This window comes from Aquirufa originis (assembly GCF_042714495.1).
Taxonomy (GTDB): Bacteria; Bacteroidota; Bacteroidia; order Cytophagales; family Spirosomataceae; genus Aquirufa; species Aquirufa originis.
Genome location: NZ_JBBKXY010000001.1, coordinates 141,656 through 163,380, shown reverse-complemented (window position 1 = coordinate 163,380; position 21,725 = coordinate 141,656). Strand labels below are relative to the sequence as shown.

The 21,725-nt window shown below is 44.8% G+C and carries 14 protein-coding genes; 10 read left to right on the top strand and 4 right to left on the bottom strand.

Annotated elements, in window-relative coordinates:
• Positions 1-3 precede the first annotated feature (3 nt).
• Complete coding sequence (locus SKC35_RS00690) at positions 4-3,255, bottom strand: SusC/RagA family TonB-linked outer membrane protein (RefSeq protein ID WP_377977592.1); 3,252 nt, start codon at positions 3,253-3,255, stop codon at positions 4-6.
• A 220-nt stretch (positions 3,256-3,475) separates the two neighbouring features.
• On the opposite strand from SKC35_RS00690, the gene SKC35_RS00685 reads away from it, so the two are divergent.
• The 6 genes from SKC35_RS00685 (at position 3,476) to SKC35_RS00660 (ending at position 9,564) form a co-directional block, all read left to right on the top strand.
• A complete protein-coding gene (locus tag SKC35_RS00685) occupies positions 3,476-4,387 on the top strand; it encodes an ABC transporter ATP-binding protein (protein ID WP_377977591.1) in 912 nt (303 codons plus the stop codon).
• On the top strand, positions 4,384-5,229 hold the full coding sequence (locus SKC35_RS00680) for an ABC transporter permease (RefSeq protein ID WP_377977590.1): 846 nt from the start codon (positions 4,384-4,386) through the stop codon (positions 5,227-5,229). The genes SKC35_RS00685 and SKC35_RS00680 overlap by 4 nt, the downstream gene beginning before the upstream one ends.
• Positions 5,226-5,894: a LolA family protein gene (locus SKC35_RS00675; RefSeq protein WP_377977589.1), complete on the top strand. Its 669-nt coding sequence runs from the start codon at positions 5,226-5,228 to the stop codon at positions 5,892-5,894. The genes SKC35_RS00680 and SKC35_RS00675 overlap by 4 nt, the downstream gene beginning before the upstream one ends.
• Before the next feature lie 75 nt (positions 5,895-5,969).
• Positions 5,970-7,025, top strand: a complete 1,056-nt coding sequence (locus SKC35_RS00670; RefSeq protein WP_377977588.1) for a glycoside hydrolase family 130 protein — start codon at positions 5,970-5,972, stop codon at positions 7,023-7,025.
• The gene (gloA2, locus tag SKC35_RS00665) at positions 7,022-7,417 is read left to right on the top strand and encodes an SMU1112c/YaeR family gloxylase I-like metalloprotein (protein WP_377977587.1); all 396 of its coding nucleotides are present in this window, start codon (positions 7,022-7,024) and stop codon (positions 7,415-7,417) included. The genes SKC35_RS00670 and gloA2 overlap by 4 nt, the downstream gene beginning before the upstream one ends.
• Positions 7,414-9,564, top strand: coding sequence for a DUF4954 family protein (locus SKC35_RS00660; protein ID WP_269008961.1), 2,151 nt, complete (start codon positions 7,414-7,416; stop codon positions 9,562-9,564). The genes gloA2 and SKC35_RS00660 overlap by 4 nt, the downstream gene beginning before the upstream one ends.
• Before the next feature lie 245 nt (positions 9,565-9,809).
• Here SKC35_RS00660 and SKC35_RS00655 read toward each other — a convergent pair whose 3' ends face one another.
• Positions 9,810-11,408: a M28 family peptidase gene (locus SKC35_RS00655; protein ID WP_377977586.1), complete on the bottom strand. Its 1,599-nt coding sequence runs from the start codon at positions 11,406-11,408 to the stop codon at positions 9,810-9,812.
• Positions 11,409-11,511: 103 nt separating this feature from the next.
• Between SKC35_RS00655 and gcvP the strand changes: the two genes are divergently transcribed.
• The 4 genes from gcvP (at position 11,512) to rocD (ending at position 19,296) form a co-directional block, all read left to right on the top strand.
• Positions 11,512-14,358, top strand: coding sequence for an aminomethyl-transferring glycine dehydrogenase (gene gcvP / locus SKC35_RS00650; protein WP_377977585.1), 2,847 nt, complete (start codon positions 11,512-11,514; stop codon positions 14,356-14,358).
• Between the two features lie 131 nt (positions 14,359-14,489).
• Positions 14,490-16,895, top strand: coding sequence for a 3-hydroxyacyl-CoA dehydrogenase/enoyl-CoA hydratase family protein (locus tag SKC35_RS00645; RefSeq protein ID WP_377977584.1), 2,406 nt, complete (start codon positions 14,490-14,492; stop codon positions 16,893-16,895).
• An 11-nt stretch (positions 16,896-16,906) separates the two neighbouring features.
• Positions 16,907-18,082 (top strand): acetyl-CoA C-acyltransferase, encoded by a 1,176-nt coding sequence (locus SKC35_RS00640; RefSeq protein ID WP_377977583.1) that lies wholly within the window; start codon positions 16,907-16,909, stop codon positions 18,080-18,082.
• The gene (gene rocD, locus SKC35_RS00635) at positions 18,079-19,296 is read left to right on the top strand and encodes an ornithine--oxo-acid transaminase (protein WP_377977582.1); all 1,218 of its coding nucleotides are present in this window, start codon (positions 18,079-18,081) and stop codon (positions 19,294-19,296) included. Before SKC35_RS00640 ends, rocD begins: the two co-directional genes overlap by 4 nt.
• Here rocD and ygiD read toward each other — a convergent pair.
• Together ygiD and rho are read right to left on the bottom strand one after the other, a co-directional pair.
• Positions 19,293-20,075 carry a 4,5-DOPA-extradiol-dioxygenase gene (gene ygiD / locus SKC35_RS00630; RefSeq protein WP_377977581.1) on the bottom strand — a complete coding sequence of 261 codons (783 nt, stop codon included), beginning with the start codon at positions 20,073-20,075 and terminating at the stop codon, positions 19,293-19,295. The two genes, rocD and ygiD, sit on opposite strands and share 4 nt — an antisense overlap.
• A gap of 4 nt (positions 20,076-20,079) precedes the next feature.
• Positions 20,080-21,552, bottom strand: coding sequence for a transcription termination factor Rho (gene rho, locus SKC35_RS00625; protein ID WP_377977580.1), 1,473 nt, complete (start codon positions 21,550-21,552; stop codon positions 20,080-20,082).
• Positions 21,553-21,725 lie beyond the last annotated feature (173 nt).

Sequence of the window (21,725 nt, the reverse complement as noted above, 5' to 3'; positions counted from 1 at the left end):
TAATTAAAATCCAACTCTTAGACCTACATTATACGATTTAGCCACAGGGAATGCTCCTTCATCGATACCCATGTGGATATCTTGGTTATCATTACCCGAAGTTCTCAAGTTGATATCTGGATCTAAACCTTTGTATTTAGTGAAGGTGAATAAGTTTTGACCTTGTACATAAATTTGTACACTGCTTAACTTAATCTTGCTCAATAAATTCTTAGGTACTGTGTACGTTAATTGGATATTCTTGATACGCATGTACGATCCATCTTCTACGAAGTAAGACGAGATTTGTTGCGATGTACCATCTTGAGAGTTCAAGCGAGGTAATAAAGCCACATCTCCTTGTTTCTTCCAAGAGTTATATAACATATCTTTCGAACGGTTACCTTGGAACGTATTAAAGTCAGTCCAGTATTTCAAATAGTTAAACAATTCGTTTCCTTGAACACCTTGCGCAAACGCCGTTAACTCCCAGTTTTTGTATCCTAATGTAAGATTTAAACCATAAGAGAAATCAGGGTGAGGATTACCGATAATTGTTTTATCAGCGGCTGTAATCACACCGTCACCATTTACGTCACGGAATTTAAATACACCCGCACGAGTATACGTACCAAATTTAGGGGCTGCAGCAGCCTCCGCATCATCCTTAATCACACCATCTACAATATAACCGTAGAAGCTAGCAAGAGGCAATCCTGCCTTCGTAACGGAGATCGCTGGAAGACGAGTAGAGAATCCAAATACCGTCGCGTTAGGGTCATCATTTAATTTAACCACATTGTTCTTGTATTGAGAATACATCGCTGAAACGCTATAGCGGAAATCACCAATGCGATCACGGTACGTTACGTTCAAGTCAATACCCGTATTATTCACTTCACCGATATTTACATAAGGAATCGTAGCAGAACCTGCCGTCTTAGGGATAGGCACTTGCGTTAACATATCTGATGTAGTACGTGTATACCAGTCAAAAGCAACATCTAATTTGCTGTTTAGGAACGTTCCATCAAAACCGATGTTTGTCGAAGTATTCGTTTCCCAACGACCCGCTGTGTTACCAAATTGTGCAATGTCAAAACCTGCCGAAATGGCGTTACCAGAACCACCAATATCGTACGCGTTGTTATCTGGATTTGGCGTAAATAAGGTATACGCATTGTACACGTTAGGAATTAACTGGTTACCCGTTTTACCCCAACCTCCACGTATTTTCAAATCGTTGATAAACGTCAAGTCTTTCATAAAGGCTAATTCCGTTAAGCGAGCACCTACAGAGAATGCAGGGAAAACTCCATAACGATAAGCAGAAGCGAAACGAGATGAACCGTCACGACGGATCGTAAAGTCAGCTAATAAGAAATCCTTGTAAGAGTAGTTCACTTTACCAAATTGCGAGAATAAGGCTGTGATCGTTGCACCTGAACCCGCATTCGCAAGACCCGCCGCAGAACCATTATTCAAATAACGATACGATGGATCATCAAAAGCGAAGTTAGAACGTGCCGCGTTGAAACCAAATCCATACGTTGAAACAGATTCTGTACCCACTAATACGTTCACCGTGTGATCGCCTAACGTTTTGTTATAGTTCAACGTATTATACCAAGTAATCGCACGATCATAGCTATTGGAAACCGTTAATGAATTAGAAGAACGAGGCTCAGCTGCTTCAATATCACGGTTTAAATACACAGACTGGTTGTAGTTATTGTATTCAAAACCTAAACTAGTACGTGCTTTCAAATCTTTAATGATTTCTACTTCCGCAAATACGTTACCGAAGATATGGGAAGCTTTAACTGGGTTATCTTTCTCTCTCCATTGACGCGCTAATGGATTAGGGGCATTACCTAAGTTAGAACCACGAGAACCTGCAAATCCATTTAGATCCGATGTGTTCGTTCCGCCTAAACCTTTAGGACCACCTGTGATATCGAATACGGGAATGATCGGCTGAATACGAATCGCAAACATGATAGGATTTGATTCGTTGTTGTTTCCAGAAGGAACACCAATTTTCTCGTCATACGAAACGGTAAAGTTCTCACCAAAAGTCAATTTACCTTTCTTGAATTCCGTATTCGCACGTACTGAGTAACGCGTGTAACCTGTATATTTCAAGATACCATCTTGGTTAAAATAGCTACCTGAGATCGCGTATTTTCCATATTTAGATCCACCTGTTGCACTTAATTGGTAGTTAGAAATTTTAGCTGGGCCAAAAATCTCGTGTTGCCAATCCGTTCCCGCCTTATTTGCTTTTGTGATATTGAAAGCCGTTTTACCTAAAGCTGGATCGGCGATATCATTCGTGTAGGTATAGTTTGAAGGAAGGTCACCATACACGTTTGGATAGATATAATCCGCAATTGTTTGAGAACCATCTGCTCCAAAACGGTATTGAGCTGAAGGAGAGGTTCCTGCCGCCTTTCCCGCACCGATCTCCGATTCGTAGTAATATTGACCTAATTCTTTGGTATTCAAAAGATCTAAGGTCTTACCTACATCTTGCATACCTGTGTACATGTCAAAACTAATCTTAGGCTCGCCTTCGCCACCCCGTTTTGTCGTGATGATCACAACCCCATTCGCTGCACGCGCACCGTAGATAGACGCTGCAGACGCATCTTTCAATACCTGCATCGACTCGATGTCACTTGGGTTAATCTGGTTTAGGGTTCCTTGTGTAGGCACACCATCAATCACATAAAGTGGAGAGTTATTGTTAATCGAACCAAAACCACGGATACGCACCATCGTTCCTCCACCAGGAGAGTTATCATTACCTACGGTCACACCGGCCGCACGACCTTGTAACATTTGGGTTAATGAAGCGGATGGAACCGCCGTCAATTCTTTCGCACCTACTACCGTTACCGCTCCCGTAATATCTTTTTTACGTTGAGACGCGTAACCAGTCACGATGACTTCGTTTAATTGACTTACATCGTCATCTAAGGTAATCGCTAGAGAACTTCTGTTTCCTACAGAAACACTTACGGATTTGAAACCCACTGAGGAAACGATTAAATCTGCATTGCCTTTCACATTTAGGCTAAATGCACCATTCACATCCGTAGTGGTACCGGTAGTAGTACCTTTAATCACCACAGAAACTCCAGGAATCCCCCCGCCCTTGGCGTCTGAGACTGTTCCCGCAACTTTTCGGTCTTGACCAAATGATACCCAGGAAATGGTGAGCATCAACGCCAGTAGAAAGACCACTCTGCTTACGTAGAAATTGTTTTTCATAAAAATAAAAGGTTTGAGTGATAAGCCAATAACTGCCAGGCAATCATTAACTTGTAATGCGAAAATTTAGAAATAATTTTCCACACTACTACACAATGCTATATAATTTTTTTATTATTAAATTGTAATATTTATTTTACGGATCAATATGGACATTTTAGACCTCTCACTCATTAATTAAAAAATAAAACCTTTTTCTGTTTTTGGGTGTTTGAAAGATATGCCTGAAAAAATTATAGAGGTCCGCCACCTATCTAAAAAATTTGGTTCCTTCCAAGCCGTCTCAGACGTTAGTTTTTCTGTTTACAAAGGCGATGTTTTTGGCTTTTTAGGACCTAATGGGGCCGGAAAAAGTACCAGCATACGATGCCTGAATTCGTTGATTAAACCAGACAGCGGGACGGTCGAGATTTTTGGCGAATCCATCACCACTCACCGGGAATCCATCTTAGGACGCATCGGGAGTATCATTGAAAAACCAGATTTTTATAAATATTTATCGGCTTACCGAAATTTGGAGATCTTCTCTCGCATCTCCGGAAAGCCTTCCTCTAAGCAAGAAATCTACAAAATGTTAGACTTCGTAGGCTTGGGCGGTCGCGAACGAGACAAATTTGCGGGCTTCTCCCATGGGATGAAACAACGTTTAGGTATTGCCCAAACGCTATTGCACAATCCTGACCTCATCATATTAGATGAACCCACCACGGGTTTAGATCCCCAAGGGATTATCGATATCCGAAACTTGATTCTAAGGTTGAAAAACGAGCAAAACAAAACGGTGCTTTTGTCCTCTCATAATTTGGCCGAAATCGAACTGATCTGCAATCGAATGGTCATCATAAATAAAGGCCGGTCGATCGTGGAAGGAAATGTGAGTGATTTAATGAACGGCGAAAACCTCATTTTACGCCTGGAAGCGAGTCCGATGCCGGGTGCAAAAAATGTCTTGTTAGCCTGGAAACCTACGCTCTTGTGGGATAATGTAGGAGACTCTTCTATTCAATTCCCGATAGAAAAATCGGAAATCCCCTATTTGACGAAACTTCTCGTCGAACAAAACATCGAAATATACAGCCTAGAGGCGAAACGTACGCTGGAGGATTATTTCATTAAAATCGTATCCCAATGATCCTTTTCAACAGCATATACAACGAAATTATCAAGATTGCGCTGAAGCCCCGAAGCTATTTGGGGCTCGCGGCCATCACCGTTTTAGTGGGCGTCATCCAGTTTGCGTTGAAAGCAGATGGAATGTCCATCATCTCTTTTGTGACCGCTTCCTTCGAGCAGACTTTGACCTTTGAAGGCAACGTGCTGAACGGTAACCTGGTCGCTTTCATCATACTGCAGATGTTATTAGTTCAAATTCCTCTGTTAGTCGCCTTAGTAACCGGCGATTTAGTTTCAGGAGAGGCTGCGATGGGCACCATTCGCATGCTAGCAACGAAGCCGATTTCGCGCGTTCAATTACTGTTATCGAAGTTTATTGCGGGAGGCATTTATACCTTGATCGTTATTTTATGGATGGGCGTGATGTCGGTGGTAGTCGGGAAATTACTGTTTGGGACGGGCGATATGATGGTGTTGAATTCAGATGGATTAGTGATTTTGCAGGAAGCGGATGTGAATTGGCGGTATTTGGGCGGGTTTGCGGTGGCCTTCTTAGCGCTATTTACGGTGAGTTCCTTGTCCATTTGTTTGTCTTGTTTTACGGACAATTCCATCGGACCTATCGTAGCGACGATGTCTGTTATCTTATTATTTACCATTATCGGGACCCTAGATGTGCGTGTTTTTGACCCCATCAAACCGTATTTATTCACCACTCACATGGCTTCTTGGCGCTCGTTCTTTGAAGACCCCTTGCCGCTTTCGGCGATTTGGAGATCCATTGCTGTTTTAGTGGCGCATAATGTGGTGTTGATTTCCGTTTCTCTTTACACTTTCCACCGAAAAGATATTCAATCATGATGCGCGTAATATTACTATTTCTTTCTTTTTCACTCTTCGCACAAGATGCGAACAAGACGGTGATGCAGGTTTTAGCCCGCATGAACAAGGTGCGTGACTACAAAGTCGAGTCTCTGATTAAATCCGATATTCCGCTGGTCAGAATTATGCCAGCAAAGGCGACGATTTATTTCAAACAGCCGGAAAAATTCCGAATGATCACAAAAGGAATTGCGATTTTGCCCAAAAAAGGTTTCACCGACTTAACTGCCTTACTAAAGAACAAAGCGGCTTACAATGCTTTATTCACCGGTTTCGAGGTTATTGATGGCGTAAAAACAGAGTCAATTACTTTATTGCCCACGGACGATTCAGGCGAAATAGTTTTAGCGAAAATCTGGGTCGATCCTACCTTAGATTTAATTTTGAAATCCCAAATCACCTCTCGTAGCAACGGAACCGTACTTTCCACTTATGCGTATGGCTCAGAAAAGGCTTTTGGCCTACCATCTGAATTGAATATCACGGTCGACGTAAAAAAATTCAAGATCCCGAAAGGCGTCGTAGTCGATATCAACCGCACCGCGGTCGCACCGGTAAATACGCGCAAAACCGGCCAAATTCGCCTGTCTCTTACGAACTACGTCATTAACCAAGGAATAGAAGACAAAATCTTCAAGGACTAACACTCCTTCCTTGTACTATATTACCGGTAGCTTTCGTTCTTTTTTCGTAATTTAGATGTCTAAATAGAGTCGAAAATGAAAGGAATCATAAGTTGGGCGCTTTTATGTTTGTCATTAACAAGCAACGCACAAAACTGGCAGCTGACCGGATTTACAAAGGCTGACGCTGAAAATCCGATTCTCTCCCCCTCCCTTGAAGCGCGTTTCCTCGATCCCATCACCGGGAAAAAAGTAGGCTGGGAAAACAAAAACGTCTTAAATCCCACGGCCCTTGTTCGCGATGGCCTCGTTCATTTGCTTTATCGCGCACAAGATTCACTTGGAACTTCCCGCATTGGTTTAGCCACCAGCGCAGATGGCATCCATTTCAAAAAAAGCCAAGAACCCATTTTATTTCCGGCTACTGATGCCTTCCGTGGCTTTGAATGGCCAGGCGGCATCGAAGACCCTCGAATCGTGGAAACAGAGGATGGGGCTTATTTCCTAACCTACACTTCTTACGACGGCAAATACGCACGACTTTGTGGGGCGTTTTCAAAAGACTTACAAACCTGGGAGAAAATAGGACCTCTTTTTACGTCTGAAAAATACCTAAACACTTGGTCTAAATCAGGAGCCCTCGTATCTGTTCAAAATGGAGCTAGAATCGTGGCCAAAAAAATCAATGGACTCTATTATATGTATTTCGGCGACACCGACTTATTCTTAGCCACTTCGAAAGATTTACGCCATTGGGACGTGTTGGAAAATGCGGAAACGAATGTTCGTTTATCTGTTTTAAAACCACGCGCAGGCTATTTCGATAGCCGATTAGTAGAGCCAGGGCCTTATGCCCTACTTCGCAAAGAAGGCATTGTGTTAATCTACAACAGCTCGAATGCGGCGAACTTTAACGAGTCGCGCTTCCCCAAATTCACGTATGCCGCCGGCCAAGTATTGTTTGATGCACAGAAACCATATAAAGTTTTGGCGCGAACAAATGAGCCCTTTATTTGGCCTAACCAGCCTTATGAAAAAGTGGGTGAGGTAAACGAAGTTTGTTTCGTAGAGGGTTTAGTACCCTTTAAAGGGAAATGGTTCTTGTATTATGGAACCGCAGACTCTAAAATCGCTGTTTCTATCAAAAAATGAGCTCATTAGGATTACATAGCGTCCACCACATCGCCATCATCTGCTCGGATTATGCGCGTTCTAAGGCCTTTTATACGCAGGATTTAGGACTTGAAATCATCCGAGAAGTGTACCGCGCGGAGCGCGATTCGTATAAATTGGATTTAGCACTGAACGATCACTATGTGATTGAATTGTTCTCTTTCCCTAACCCGCCAGCTCGCCCTTCGAGGCCGGAAAGTTGTGGTTTGCGGCATTTGGCATTTCAAGTAAACAACCTGGACTTGACGGTGCAGGAATTGACCAAAAAAGGCATTACATCGGAGCCCATTCGCATGGATGAGTTCACAGGGAAGCGATTTACCTTTATCGCGGACCCGGATGATTTGCCCCTTGAATTTTATGAAATATGAATAGAATCGATAAAAAACCACTTTCAAAACTAGGATTCGATTTCGTAACGCCCGCTTTTTTAGAAGAGGGCCAAAGCGAATTCGACCACCGCAACTCCAACATCGACTTAGGGGCTTACCGTCCGCTAGCGCCACGTGAAATCAGCATTCTAGAAGCGAACTTGAACGAGGCAGAGAACTGGAAAGATGTGTGGGTGAAAGAGGGTTTCAATCCGTACTTGGTGAAGAATTGCCGCTTTTTTGGCATAAACCGCATCGGTATTTTAGAAAGTTGCTACTTAGAATTCAAAAACCTGCGCATGCCGGTGGGTCTTTATAATAGCACTTTGATTTCCTGTGATTTTGGCGATAACGTAGCCATCGATCGCGTGAATTTATTGTCTCATTACCAAATCGGAAACGAGGTCATGATCCTCCAAGTGAACGAATTAGCTACCACAGCGACAGCGAAATTTGGAAATGGTATCGTAAAGAAAGGCGAAGAAGAACGCATCCGAATTTGGATGGAATTAGGCAATGAAAATGGCGGCCGCAAGGTCATTCCATTCGTGGGAATGAAACCGGCCGATGCATTCTTATGGACCCAAGACCGCGATGACACTTTATTACAAGCGAAGTACAAAGAAATGACCATCCAAGAGTTCTCGTCTAAACGCGGATTCTATGGCCAAATCGGCGATCGCACCGTCATCAAAAACACCGGGATCATCAAGGACGTCAACATGGGTACCGATACCTATATCAAAGGCGCGAATAAATTAAAGAACTTAACCATCATATCGAACGCCGAGGCCTCCACCCAAATAGGCGAAGGCTGCGAAATCGTGAACGGTATTATCCACGAAGGCTGCCGCATTTTCTACGGCGTTAAGGCAGTTCGTTTTATTTTGGCGGCACACTCGCAACTGAAATACGGCGCGCGTTTGATCAACTCCTTTTTAGGAAGTAACTCGACCATCTCTTGTTGCGAAGTTTTAAATGCGCTCATTTTTCCGGCCCACGAACAACACCACAACAACTCGTTCTTGTGCGCAGCCATCGTCAAAGGCCAAAGCAATATGGCCGCTGGCGCGACTCTCGGTTCCAACCACAATTCGCGCGGTGCGGATGGAGAATTGCAGGCCGGTCGTGGATTTTGGCCTGGATTATCCGTGGCCCTAAAACACAACTCGAAGTTCGCGTCTTTTAACTTGATTTCGAAAGGAAATTACCCAGGTGAAATCCACAATCCACTACCCTTCTCTCTCATTGGAAATGATGATTCTGAAGGTGGATTATTAATTATTGCCGGCTATTGGTTCCAATACAACATGTACGCCCTGGCCCGCAATGCCTGGAAATTCGCAGCGAGAGACCAAAGAACAGACAAAGACATGTTACTCGAGTTTGACTTCTTAGCGCCAGACACGGTTTCGGAAATCTTGCAAGGAATCAACTTATTAGAGAAATGGGTTTCTGATTCATTAGGCGGTGGAGATGGCAAAGCTTGGTTAAATGACCCAGCAAACGCTTCGAATCCTTTAGCGGTATATGCAACTGGCATCGAAAACACGAAACGCAGAACGCGCATTGCAAAAGCGCACAAAGCCTACCAGATTTTCCACGATCTATTGTATTATCACGCGGCCAAAGAATGGTTAGCCACGTCCGAGCGCCACCCTACCGCTTCTCCATCGGCGCTTTTACAAGCGACCTTAAAAAATGCTACAGCCATTCAAGTTTGGGAAAATCTAGGTGGACAATTGATCCCATCCGGCGTCATCAACGAGATGAAAGAGGATATCAAATCAGGCCAAATCACTCGCTGGAAACAGGTACACGAATTCTACGAAAAACAAGCGGCGCTGTACCCAGAGCAGAAATTCGAAAACGCCTTAAACGGCTTATTACAGATCAACCCAAATGCGTTCGAAAATATACCAGCCTGGATTGATCGCGCCATCGCCACCGCTGATTTCTTAACGGCAGGTATCGAACGATCTCGTTCAAAAGACTACGAGGATCCGTTCCGCTTAGCGATGTTCGGAAACGCAGCAGAACTCGATGCGGTGATCGGTGATGTGAAAGAGAATGAGTTTATTCAGGAGGCAAAAATGCGCGCAATATCCTTTAGAGAAAAATTAGAGGGATTAAAGAATAAAGCATAGAGCATAAAGAATAAAGATGGATTCCCCTCCGGGGAAACGTTTATGAAACATTTCAAAAAGACATCAAAAAGGGGACCGAGGTCCCCTTTTTGATACTACTAATTATAATTAGTGAGAAAAAGCCATTTTTAGATTCAATGCTCGATTCGAATTGTATGGTGAAATGAAATTCAAGAAATTATTGCGAAGCACAATTTCAGAATTTTATTTCACCATATAATTTACAGAAGCCATTGATCTAACAATTATGGCTTATTCGAGTCTACCACCAACCTCTGCTCTCTATTCGCGATTTCCCAAGCCATGTAGAACACTAGGCGGCCTACTTTTTGGATTTGGTCAAACTCGATTTTATCTACCTCATCACCTGGCATGTGGTAATCGTCGTGAACTCCGTTAAAGAAGAATGCCACTGGAATACCATGTTTAGCGAAGTTGTAGTGATCTGAACGGTAGTAGAAACGGTTCGGATCGTTCGCGTCGTTGTAGCGGTAGTCTAATTCTAAACCTACGTGTTTCTTGTTTTGCTCGATTAACACCTCGCGTAATTGAGACGATAATTTATCAGAACCAATCTCGTAGATGTAATCTGGCTTGCCTTTGTGCTCGTCATCATAACGACCAGTCATATCCGTGTTTAAATCTACAACCGTGTTCTTTAACGGGAATAAAGGGTGATTTGCGTACCACTCAGAACCCAAAAGACCTTTTTCCTCACCCGTCACCGTCATGAATAAAATGCTACGACGTGGACGTTTTCCTTCTGCCGCTGCTTTACCAAAAGCCTCTGCTAATTCCATCACCGTTACGGTTCCAGAACCATCGTCGTTTGCGCCGTTGTTGATTTGGCCATCTGCAGAAACTCCGATGTGATCATAGTGTGCTGTTAAAACAACCAATTCTTCTTTCTTATCTGTTCCTTCTAAATAGCCCACTACATTATAGGTATCCACTGGCTTCTCCGTTCTTTCGATGGTTACTTCGATAGGAGCTGCTTTGAATTTCGAGGCAACTGATTTTTTTGACGTGGCTAACGATGCCTTGTAAGCTAATAACTCTGCTTCTGTAGTGCCTAAGATTTCAGCTGCCACTTCAGAGGAGATTAACAAGACCGGCGCTTCGTTTGCTGCAGAGGCCGCATCAGCGAAGGCCATGCGCTCATTACCAAAACGCTTCATCATCACTTGACGTTGACGTACTTGGTTGCCAAAAGATTTCGTATCGCGATCCGCGATCAAGATCAAACCTTTCGCTCCAGCTGCTTGTGCACGCTTTAATTTTTCTTTCCAGCCGTCGCCTTTTCCGAAAACGGATGGATCTTTTGAACCAGAAAGTACATAAAGTCCAGCTGCATCTTTCGCTTCGCCTTCGAAAGCTAAAACGTATTTACCCTTAGCATTTAATTTGTCAAAATCCGTGTATCCTCCTTGTTGTACCGCGAAACCAGCAAAAACTAAAGGAAACTTTGATTTCGCTGCAACAGGCGCTAAGGCATTCGCCATCATTTCGCCTAGGTATTCGTATTTCTTTCCTTTGGCAGAAATAAAAACGTTCGACCAAGCGCGGTTGACTAAGTCCACTTTTTGGAAATAAGAACCATTCACTGGCGCAATGCCTGATTTCTTAAAAGAGTCTGCAATGTAGTTCGCAGCCACTTTTTGTTCTGGCGAACCTGTATTACGACCTTTCAAGCTATCTGATGCTATAAAAGTCAAGTGTTTTTTCAGATCATCCGCGCGAATTGACAACGCGTAAGGAACTGGATCTCCCTGAGCAATAGCGCTCATCGGAATTAATTTAGCCGCTAAAAATAGCCCTAAAACGTAGATGTTAGTTTTTTTCATTTGTTGAAACAAAATTTAAGAAAGCGAAGTTAAGAATCTAAATATAAATCGCTAAAAAAAGATTAAATTTGTGGCGATTTTATCATCCAAATTCTCAGAATTTATGACCCCAAATTACGCTTATCAGGAAGACTTCTCTTTACGTCACAACAATGCAGAAGCAGCTGATATATCCGCCATGTTAAAAACAATCGGTGTGGATAGCCTAGACACACTTATTCAACAAACTGTTCCTGAAAAAATTCGCTTAGCTCAAGGGCTTCGCTTGCCTGAACCGAAATCAGAATTCGCGTTCTTGCGTGATTTTAAAGAAGTAATGGGCCAAAACCAGATCTTCAAATCACACATCGGTTTAGGTTACTCGGACACGATTGTGCCGACGGTCATTTTGAGAAACATTTTAGAAAATCCTTCTTGGTACACGGCTTACACGCCATACCAGGCGGAAATCGCACAAGGTCGTTTGGAAATGTTATTGAACTACCAAACGATGATCATCGACTTAACCGGCATGGAATTAGCGAACGCGTCCCTTTTAGATGAAGGAACAGCAGCAGCGGAAGCCATGACGATGTTATATGGACAACGCCCAGCAGAACGCAACAGCGCTGAAGCGTATTTCGTGTCTGACTTATGCTTACCACAAACCATCGACTTATTAAAAACGCGTGCAGAACCTATCGGGATCGAAATCGTGGTGGGCGACCACCGCACTTTCGACGTGACGGACGCGCGTTTCTACGGAATGATGTTACAATACCCTGCTTCTAACGGTGAGGTATTTGATTATAGCGCTTTAATCGCAGCAGCGAAGGAAAACGGCTTACAAGTCGTAGTCGCAGCGGATTTATTAGCCTTGACTTTATTAACGCCTCCAGGTGAAATGGGAGCAGATGCGGTCGTGGGTGTTTCCCAACGCTTCGGGGTACCGATGGGTTTTGGTGGTCCACACGCTGGTTTCTTCGCTACGAAAGAGAAATACAAGCGTAATATTCCGGGTCGTATCATCGGTGTTTCGGTGGATGCAGAAGGAAACCGCGCTTTACGTATGGCGCTTCAAACGCGTGAGCAACACATTCGCCGCGAAAAAGCAACCTCTAACATTTGTACGGCACAAGTATTGCTTTCCATCATGGCAGCTTCTTACGCGATCTACCACGGCCCAACAGGCTTGAAGAAAATCGCCGAAAAGGTCTACGGATTAACGGAATTATTGGCGGTTAATTTACGCAAACTAGGATTTACCTTAGAAAACACAAACCACTTCGATACGCTGACGATTCAGACGGGAGCGCAAACGGCGGACTTGCGAGTTTTGGCAGAAAAAGCAGAACGCAACTTACGTTACACGGCGACTACGACGAGCATCTCTTTGGATGAGACGACGCAAGAAGCAGACGTAATCGAAATCATCTCGTTCTTTGAGACTTTAAAAGGAGCGAAAACAGCAGAGAAAAACGTTACTTGGGCGATCCCAGCGGCGTTAACGCGTACCTCGACTTTCTTAACACACAGCGTTTTCAACAAATACCATTCCGAGCACGGAATGTTGCGTTATTTAAAATCATTGGAATCAAAAGATTTATCGATGGTTCATTCGATGATCTCGTTGGGTTCTTGTACGATGAAATTAAATGCGACGACGGAAATGATTCCGGTGACTTGGCCAGAATTAGGCAAGATTCACCCATTCGCGCCGGCTTCTCAAACGAAAGGCTACCAACAATTAGTTGCTGATTTGAATGAGTGGTTATGTGAGATCACTGGTTTCGCGAAGATGTCCATGCAACCGAACTCGGGAGCTCAAGGCGAATACGCTGGTTTGATGACGATTCGTGCGTACCACGCATCTCGCGGTGATCACCACCGTAACATTGCGATCATCCCATCTTCTGCTCACGGAACGAATCCTGCTTCTGCTGTTATGGCGGGAATGAAGGTCATCGTTTCTCCTTGCGATGCGAACGGAAATATTGACGTGGCTGATTTGAAGGCCAAAGCTTTGGAACACAAAGACAACCTCTCTTGCTTAATGGTGACCTACCCAAGTACCCACGGGGTATTCGAGGAGACCATCCAAGAGATTTGTGAAATCATTCACGAAAATGGCGGTCAAGTGTACATGGACGGCGCGAACATGAATGCACAGGTAGGTTTAACCTCCCCTGCGCGCATCGGAGCGGACGTTTGTCACTTAAACTTGCACAAAACTTTCTGTATCCCTCACGGGGGTGGTGGCCCAGGCATGGGACCTATCGGCGTAGCGCCACAGTTAGTTCCATTCCTACCAGGACACGTTCATGACGGAACTTCGGGTGCGGTTTCTGCAGCTCCTGTGGGATCTGCGAGTATTTTAGCGATCTCATACGCGTACATCGCGATGATGGGTGGTAAAGGATTGACTACGGCGACAGAAACGGCAATCTTAAATGCGAACTACATCAAGGCTCGCTTGGAAAAAGAATTCCCTATCCTATATACCGGTTCACAAGGACGTTGCGCTCACGAGATGATCGTAGACTGCCGTCCGTTCAAATTATCCGCTGGTGTAGAGGCAGAGGATATCGCGAAACGTTTAATGGATTACGGTTTCCACGCTCCTACCCTTTCTTTCCCAGTAGCTGGAACATTAATGATCGAGCCGACTGAGTCTGAGAACAAAGACGAGTTAGATCGTTTCTGCGATGCGCTTTTGAGCATTCGTGCAGAGATTCGCGAGATCGAAGAAGGCAAAGCGGACAAAGCAAACAACGTGTTGAAGCACGCGCCTCATACACAATCAGCTGTTTTAGTAGGCGATTGGGATCGTCCTTACTCACGCGAGAAAGCGGTATTCCCGCTGGCTTATGTGAAGGCGAACAAGTTTTGGCCTACGGTTTCTCGCATCGACTCCGCCTATGGAGATCGCAACTTGGTTTGCGCTTGCGAGCCGATGGAGAGTTATATTTAGAATTTACGTTACGCGTTACATGGAAGGCGGTCCCTTGGGATCGCCTTTTTTAATGCAAATAAAATTTAGTATGCTTGCATAACATAATTCCTTTTATTTATATTTACGCATCGAGATTTAAAAACGTAGATATGAATCGTGCCATTAAAAAAGTAGCCATTTTAGGCTCAGGAATTATGGGCTCTAGAATAGCCTGTCATTTCGCAAATATTGGGGTTCAGGTCCTTTTATTGGACATTGCACCCCAGACTTTGAGCCCAGAGGAAGAGGCCAAAGGTCTTCGTTTAGAACACCCTTCGGTACGTAACCGAATCGTCAACGCAGCATTTCAACAAACTATAAAAGCAAAGCCCGCATCGCTCTATGCAGCGGGCTTTGCGAATAACATTAAGCTAGGCAACTTCGATGACAACTTATCTGAAATCAGTTCAGCGGACTGGATCATGGAGGTAGTCGTTGAAAACCTAGCCATCAAACAATCACTCTACGAAAAGGTAGAGAAGTTCCGCACGCCGGGCACCTTAGTTACCTCGAATACATCGGGTATCCCGATTCATTTGATGTCAGAAGGTAGAAGTGATGATTTCCAAAAACATTTTTGCGGAACCCACTTCTTCAACCCTCCCCGTTACCTACGTTTATTCGAAGTGATTCCAGGTCCTAAAACGGATGCTGCGATTATCGAATTCTTATTAGGCTACGGCGAAACTCAACTAGGTAAAACAGCCGTTCTTTGCAAAGACACCCCGGCATTTATCGCGAACCGCATCGGCGTTTATTCGATGATGCAGACGATGAAAGTGGTGGAGGAATTAGGCTTAACGGTAGAGCAAGTTGATAAATTGACCTCCAAAGTCGTAGGTCGTCCTAAATCTGGTACATTCCGCCTTTCGGATGTCGTTGGTTTAGACACGACGGTTCACGTGGCGAACAATTTAAAAGCCGCACTCGTAAACGACGAAAGCAAAGATATTTTTAACCTACCGGTGATGTTACAGCGTTTGATGGAAAACAAATGGCTGGGTGATAAAACGGGTCAAGGATTTTATAAGAAGACCAAAGACGAGAAAGGCAAAACGGTTATCCTGAGCCTAGATCTTCACACGTTTGAATACCGCGCGGCGGAAAGAGTCAACTTTGAAACCTTAGATCGCTCGAAAGCGATCGATAACCTAGCCGATCGTTTCGCGCTTTTATTAGCGGGAAAAGATTTAGCCGGCGAATTCTACCGCAAAACCATATTAGATGGTTTCCGTTATGCGTCAAATCGCATTCCAGAAATCGCAGATGATCTAGTCAAAATTGACCAAGCGATTTGCGCGGGTTTTGGCTGGGAGATGGGAATTTTTGAAACCTGGGATGCCATCGGTGTCGTGAATGGAATCGAATTAATGAAAGCCGAGGGTCTTGCACCCGCAGCTTGGGTAACGGAGATGGTGGCAGCAGGCCATACTTCTTTCTACAAAGTGGAGGGCGGTAAGCGTTTGTTCTACGACATTGCGACTAAGAAATACCAAGCGATTGCAGGAGCGGAGAAGCAAATCAATTTGCAGATCTTAAAGCCTACGAAGACTGTTTCGTCGAACGACGATATGCACATCGTGGATTTAGGCGATGGCATTTTAGGCTTAGAATTCCACTCGAAAATGAACACGATGGGCCAAGGGGTGCTGGAAGGCATTCAAGAGGCGATCGCGACGGCGGAAAAAGATTTCCAAGGTTTAGTAATCGGAAACGAGTCGAACGAGGCATTCTCTGCCGGCGCGAATCTAGGGATGTTGTTCATGTTCGCGATGGAACAGAAATTCGACGACATCAACAATATGATCGCGACGTTCCAAGAGACGATGATGCGTGTGCGCTACTCCGGTATTCCGGTAGTGGTGGCACCACATACCTTAGCCTTGGGTGGCGGTTGCGAAATCAACTTACACGCGGATAAGATTGTCGCTCATGCGGAATTATATATGGGTCTAGTGGAAGTGGGAGTCGGCTTGATTCCTGCGGGTGGTGGAACGAAAGAGATGGCCTTAAGAATGGGCGATGCCCGTCGCGCAGGCGATGTAGAGTTGAACCGTTTGCAAGAGGCCTTTATGAATATCGCAACGGCGCGCGTGAGTACTTCGGCGCACGAAGCGAGAGAGATGAATTATTTACGCGCTCAGGATCGCATCGTGTTGAATCGCAACCAGGTAATATCAGAGGCGAAAAGAGAGGCTTTGGCCTTAGCAGACGCAGGATATGTCCAAAAAGCGAGACGCAACGACGTCTGGGTGGAGGGAAAACAAGGTTTGGCCCTATTCAAAGCAGGAATCCAAGGCATGTTAATGGGACGTTACATCTCAGAACACGACGCCTTAATTGCGAATAAATTAGCCTACGCGATTTGTGGTGGCGATTTAGACGCTCCGCAAGTCGTGAGCGAAACGTATTTACTCGACCTAGAGAGAGAGGCTTTCCTTTCACTATGTGGCGAGAAAAAGACCATGGACAGAATCCAAAGTTTATTAGGTGGCGGTAAACCACTCAGAAATTAAATCGTACGAAGATGAATGCATATATCATAGCAGGTTACCGCACAGCAGTTGCAAAAGCCAAAAGAGGAGGTTTCAGAACGATGCGTCCAGATGATTTAGCGGCGGAAGTCATTAAACATTTGATGAAGCAAGTGCCTAATTTAGATCCGGCACGTGTCGACGATTTGATCGTGGGCAACGCCATTCCCGAAGCCGAGCAAGGGATGCAAATGGCGCGCTACATTTCCCTTTTATCATTACCCAAAAACGTTCCCGGTTTTATCATCAACCGCTATTGCGGTTCTGGTTTAGAGGCGATTGCTTTGGCCTCCGCTAAAGTTGCTTCTGGAATGGCCGATTGTGTCATTGCAGGAGGTACCGAATCGATGACGATGTTACCGATGATGGGCCATAAAACGGTCTTAAACTACGGAATAGCGAACGAACATCCGGATTATTACATCGGAATGGGTCTGACGGCAGAGGAAGTAAGTAAGAAATACAATGTGACGCGCGACGAGCAAGATGCGTTCTCTTTTGCTTCTCACATGAAAGCATTGGAAGCTCAAAAAGCCGGAAAATTCACGTCACAAATCGTTCCCGTGGAAGTAACGGAGAATTATTTCGATGCCAAATCAGGTAAGAAACAAACCCGCAGCTGGACCGTGTCTGAAGACGAGGGTCCACGTGCAGATACAACCATCGAAGCTTTAGGTAAATTAAAACCGGCATTTGCGATGGGCGGAACCGTTACCGCGGGTAATGCGTCCCAAACTTCCGATGGAGCGGCTTTTGTTTTAGTCGTTTCAGAGAAATTAGTCAAAGAACTACATTTAGAGCCTATTGCTCGCATGGTTTCTTACGCGACAGCGGGGGTTGAACCTAGTTTGATGGGAATTGGTCCAGTAGAGGCGATTCCGATTGCCTTGAAAAAGGCCGGATTAACGCTGAAAGATATCCAACAAATTGAATTGAACGAGGCGTTTGCGGCGCAGTCTTTGGCTGTCATGAAAACCCTCGATATCGATCCCACTATTGTGAATGTAAATGGCGGGGCGATTGCTTTAGGACACCCGCTAGGATGTTCTGGCGCTAAATTGTCCATCCAATTATTCAACGAAATGCGTCTACGCAACCAAAAATACGGTATGGTCACGGCCTGCGTAGGTGGCGGTCAAGGGGTAGCAGGAATTTACGAATTGCTATGACCCCACAAGAGTATATTGAGTTAGAATCTGATTTTGGGGCACATAATTACCATCCATTGCCGGTCGTTTTAGAACGCGGTGAGGGGGTGCATGTGTATGATGTAACGGGAAAAAAGTACCTCGATTTTTTATCTGCCTATAGTGCAGTAAATCAAGGACATTGCCACCCGCGGTTAGTGAAAGCCATTTCAGATCAGGCGTCTAAATTAACGCTCAGCTCCCGCGCTTTTCATACGAATCTATTAGGTTCGACGGAGAAGAAATTAGCGGAGAAATTCGGCTACGAAAAAGTTCTCTTAATGAACACGGGCGTGGAGGCCGGCGAATCTGCCATCAAATTAGCCCGAAAATGGGCTTATGAGGTGAAAGGCGTTCCAGCGAATCAAGCGGAAATTATTTTTGCGGAAGGGAATTTTTGGGGTAGAACGATTGCGGCGGTTTCATCATCGAATGATCCGTCGTCCTATCGCAACTTCGGTCCTTTTGTTCCGGGTTTCAGTCGGATTCCCTACAACGATTTAGCCGCTCTAGAAGAGAAATTACAAAACCCTCATGTCGCGGCGTTCATGGTGGAACCCATTCAAGGTGAAGCTGGGGTCGTTATCCCGTCGCCTGGCTATTTGAAAAAAGCAGCTGCTTTATGCAAAAAACACCGCGTGCTTTTCATCGCAGATGAGATCCAAACCGGTTTAGGTCGCACAGGTGCCTGGTTAGCCTGTCACCACGAATTAGTGCATCCGGATATTTTATTACTAGGCAAAGCACTTTCGGGCGGATTTATGCCAGTCTCAGCGGTGCTCTGCAACGACGAGATTATGCTCACCATCAAACCAGGCGAACATGGTTCGACCTATGGTGGAAATCCATTAGCCTGCGCAGTCACGAACGTAGCCATCGATATCATCGAAGACGAGGATCTAGTTGAAAATGCGGCGATTCGAGGTTTGCAGTTGTTGACGTTTTTGGAAAATTTGCGAGATAAAACCGCCTTAATTAAATCAGTCAGAGGAAAAGGGCTTTTATGTGCCATCGAAATTGACACCGACGAAGATAGCCATGTGGCTTGGGAAATCTGTTTAGATTTAATGAAAAAGGGATTGCTAGCGAAACCTACACATGGCAATAAAATAAGACTAGCTCCTCCCCTCACCATTACAGGTGCAGAGATGGATCAAGCTTGCAGCATCATCGACAAAGTTTTTCTGGGCTATTAAGCGATTTCGAAGCAGCGCATCGAGATTCCACCATACACGAGTTCATCGTAAGTAAAGCGCACGGTCTCGTCTTTGCGGGCTAAAGCCAACGCATACAACATCGGAATGTAGTGATCCGGCGTGGGAACAGATTTTAATCCACCTGGGGCATGCGCGTAATCCACTAAACTCGAGATATCCTTATCCAGCAATTTCTGCATCGTCCAGGCATCAAATTCCTGTGCCCAGTCATAGGCGAAATGTTCCTGCCCCATCGAGAGATTCGGTATGCTAGCCTGTAAATTGTGAACAATATTCCCACTTCCCACGATCAAGACGCCTCTTTCCCGTAAGAATTGTAATTCTTGCGCTAGGGTTACGTGGTAAGCCAATGGTTGAGAATAGTCAATGGACATCTCAAAACAGGGAATGTCGTGATTTGGAAATAGATGGCAAAGTACTGACCACGCACCATGATCTAAACCCCATTCGGTGGTTTCTTGGATTTTTTGGGAGCCGGAAGCGAGCATTTTGGCTGTTTCTGGGCTTCCTGGTGCGGGGTATTGAAATTCGTGCAAGGCACGCGGAAATCCTCCAAAATCGTGGATCGTCTCCGGCATCGGCGACGCTTGCACTTGGGTAATACCGCGCGTTAACCAATGAGCGGATACTACTAGAATGGCTTTAGGTGGCGCAATAGAGGCCCCTAGCGTATTCAATGATGCCGTAAATGGATTGTCTGCCAGTGCGTTCATCGGGCTTCCGTGCCCAATGAACCAAACTGGCTGTATGTTTGACATAATACTATCGATTCATGGATACCAAGAACTCTTCGTTGTTTCTCGTCCCTTTCATTTGCTGTTGCAAGAATTCCATCGCTTCAACTGAGTTCATGTCGGACATGTGCTTACGCAAGATCCAAACACGTTGTAGCACCGCTGGATCCATCAATAGATCCTCGCGACGCGTACCTGAAGCCGTCACATCGATCGATGGATAGATTCGACGGTTCGCAAGCTTGCGATCTAATTGTAATTCCATGTTACCCGTTCCTTTGAATTCCTCAAAGATTACTTCGTCCATTTTCGATCCCGTTTCTATCAAGGCAGTTGCGATGATGGTTAAAGATCCGCCATTTTCGACGTTACGAGCTGCTCCGAAGAAACGCTTCGGCTTGTGTAACGCGTTGGCATCCACACCACCCGATAAAATCTTACCAGATGATGGAACCACTGTATTGTAAGCACGTGCAAGACGTGTAATCGAATCTAATAGGATAACGACATCGTGACCGCATTCCACCATTCTTTTGGCCTTCTCTAAAACCAAATTAGCCACTTTCACGTGACGCTCTGCTTGCTCATCGAAAGTAGATGAAATTACCTCTGCACGCACGGAACGCTGCATATCCGTTACCTCCTCCGGACGCTCATCGATCAATAAGATGATCAAATACACTTCTGGGTGGTTGCGGGAAATCGCGTTGGCGATGTCTTTTAATAATACCGTTTTACCCGTTTTAGGCTGGGCAACGATCATACCCCTTTGGCCCTTACCGATAGGCGCAAACAGGTCTAAAATACGCGTGGAATAATTATCCGGCGTCGATGACAAGTTCAACTTTTCCTCTGGGAACAAAGGCGTCAAATATTCAAAATTGATCCGGTCGCGAATCTCATCCGTCGTCTTTCCATTCACTGATTCCACTTTTAATAAAGCGAAATACTTCTCCCCTTCTTTCGGTGGACGAATCTTACCTAAAATTGTGTCTCCCGTCTTCAAACCAAACATTTTAATTTGTGATGGCGACACATAAATATCATCCGGAGATGCCAAGTAATTGTAATCAGACGAACGCATAAATCCGTATCCGCCCTCTTGCATAATCTCTAACACCCCTTCGTTTTCGATCAAACCATCTAATTCTTTAATGACTTGGTTGTAATTCGAACGTGGTTTGTGATGATGCACTGGTGCTGATGCTTCTTCTTTCGGTAATTTATCCACATCGACAGGCGCATCCGTAGGAGAAACCTCATCTTTGGTATTTTCTGTGCTGGTAATGAAGGACGTATCGACTAAGAATTCTTCAGGGGCTGCTACTTCTTTGTATTCGATAGGTGCCTCCGCTTCAGGTGATGCTTCAGTCTGGTTTCCCATCGGTAACAAAGGGGCTTCTTCGTTGCTCTTCTTAATTCGTTGACGCTTAGGTCGTTCGTTTGATGATGAATCTTCTTCTTGTGCTTTTTTTACTCTTTTGATAGGCTTATCTTCCATAAAGGGGGAATGATTAATTAAGATTGACAACAGACAGTTCTGTCAGAATGTGTGTCAAATGAGAAAATTAGGGGACGTTTACTCGTTGAATTGTCAGAATCGACATGCAATACTACGGTATTAGCGGGGAATTGTCAAGGTTTTAGGCCAAAATTTGGGCTTTAAAATCAATT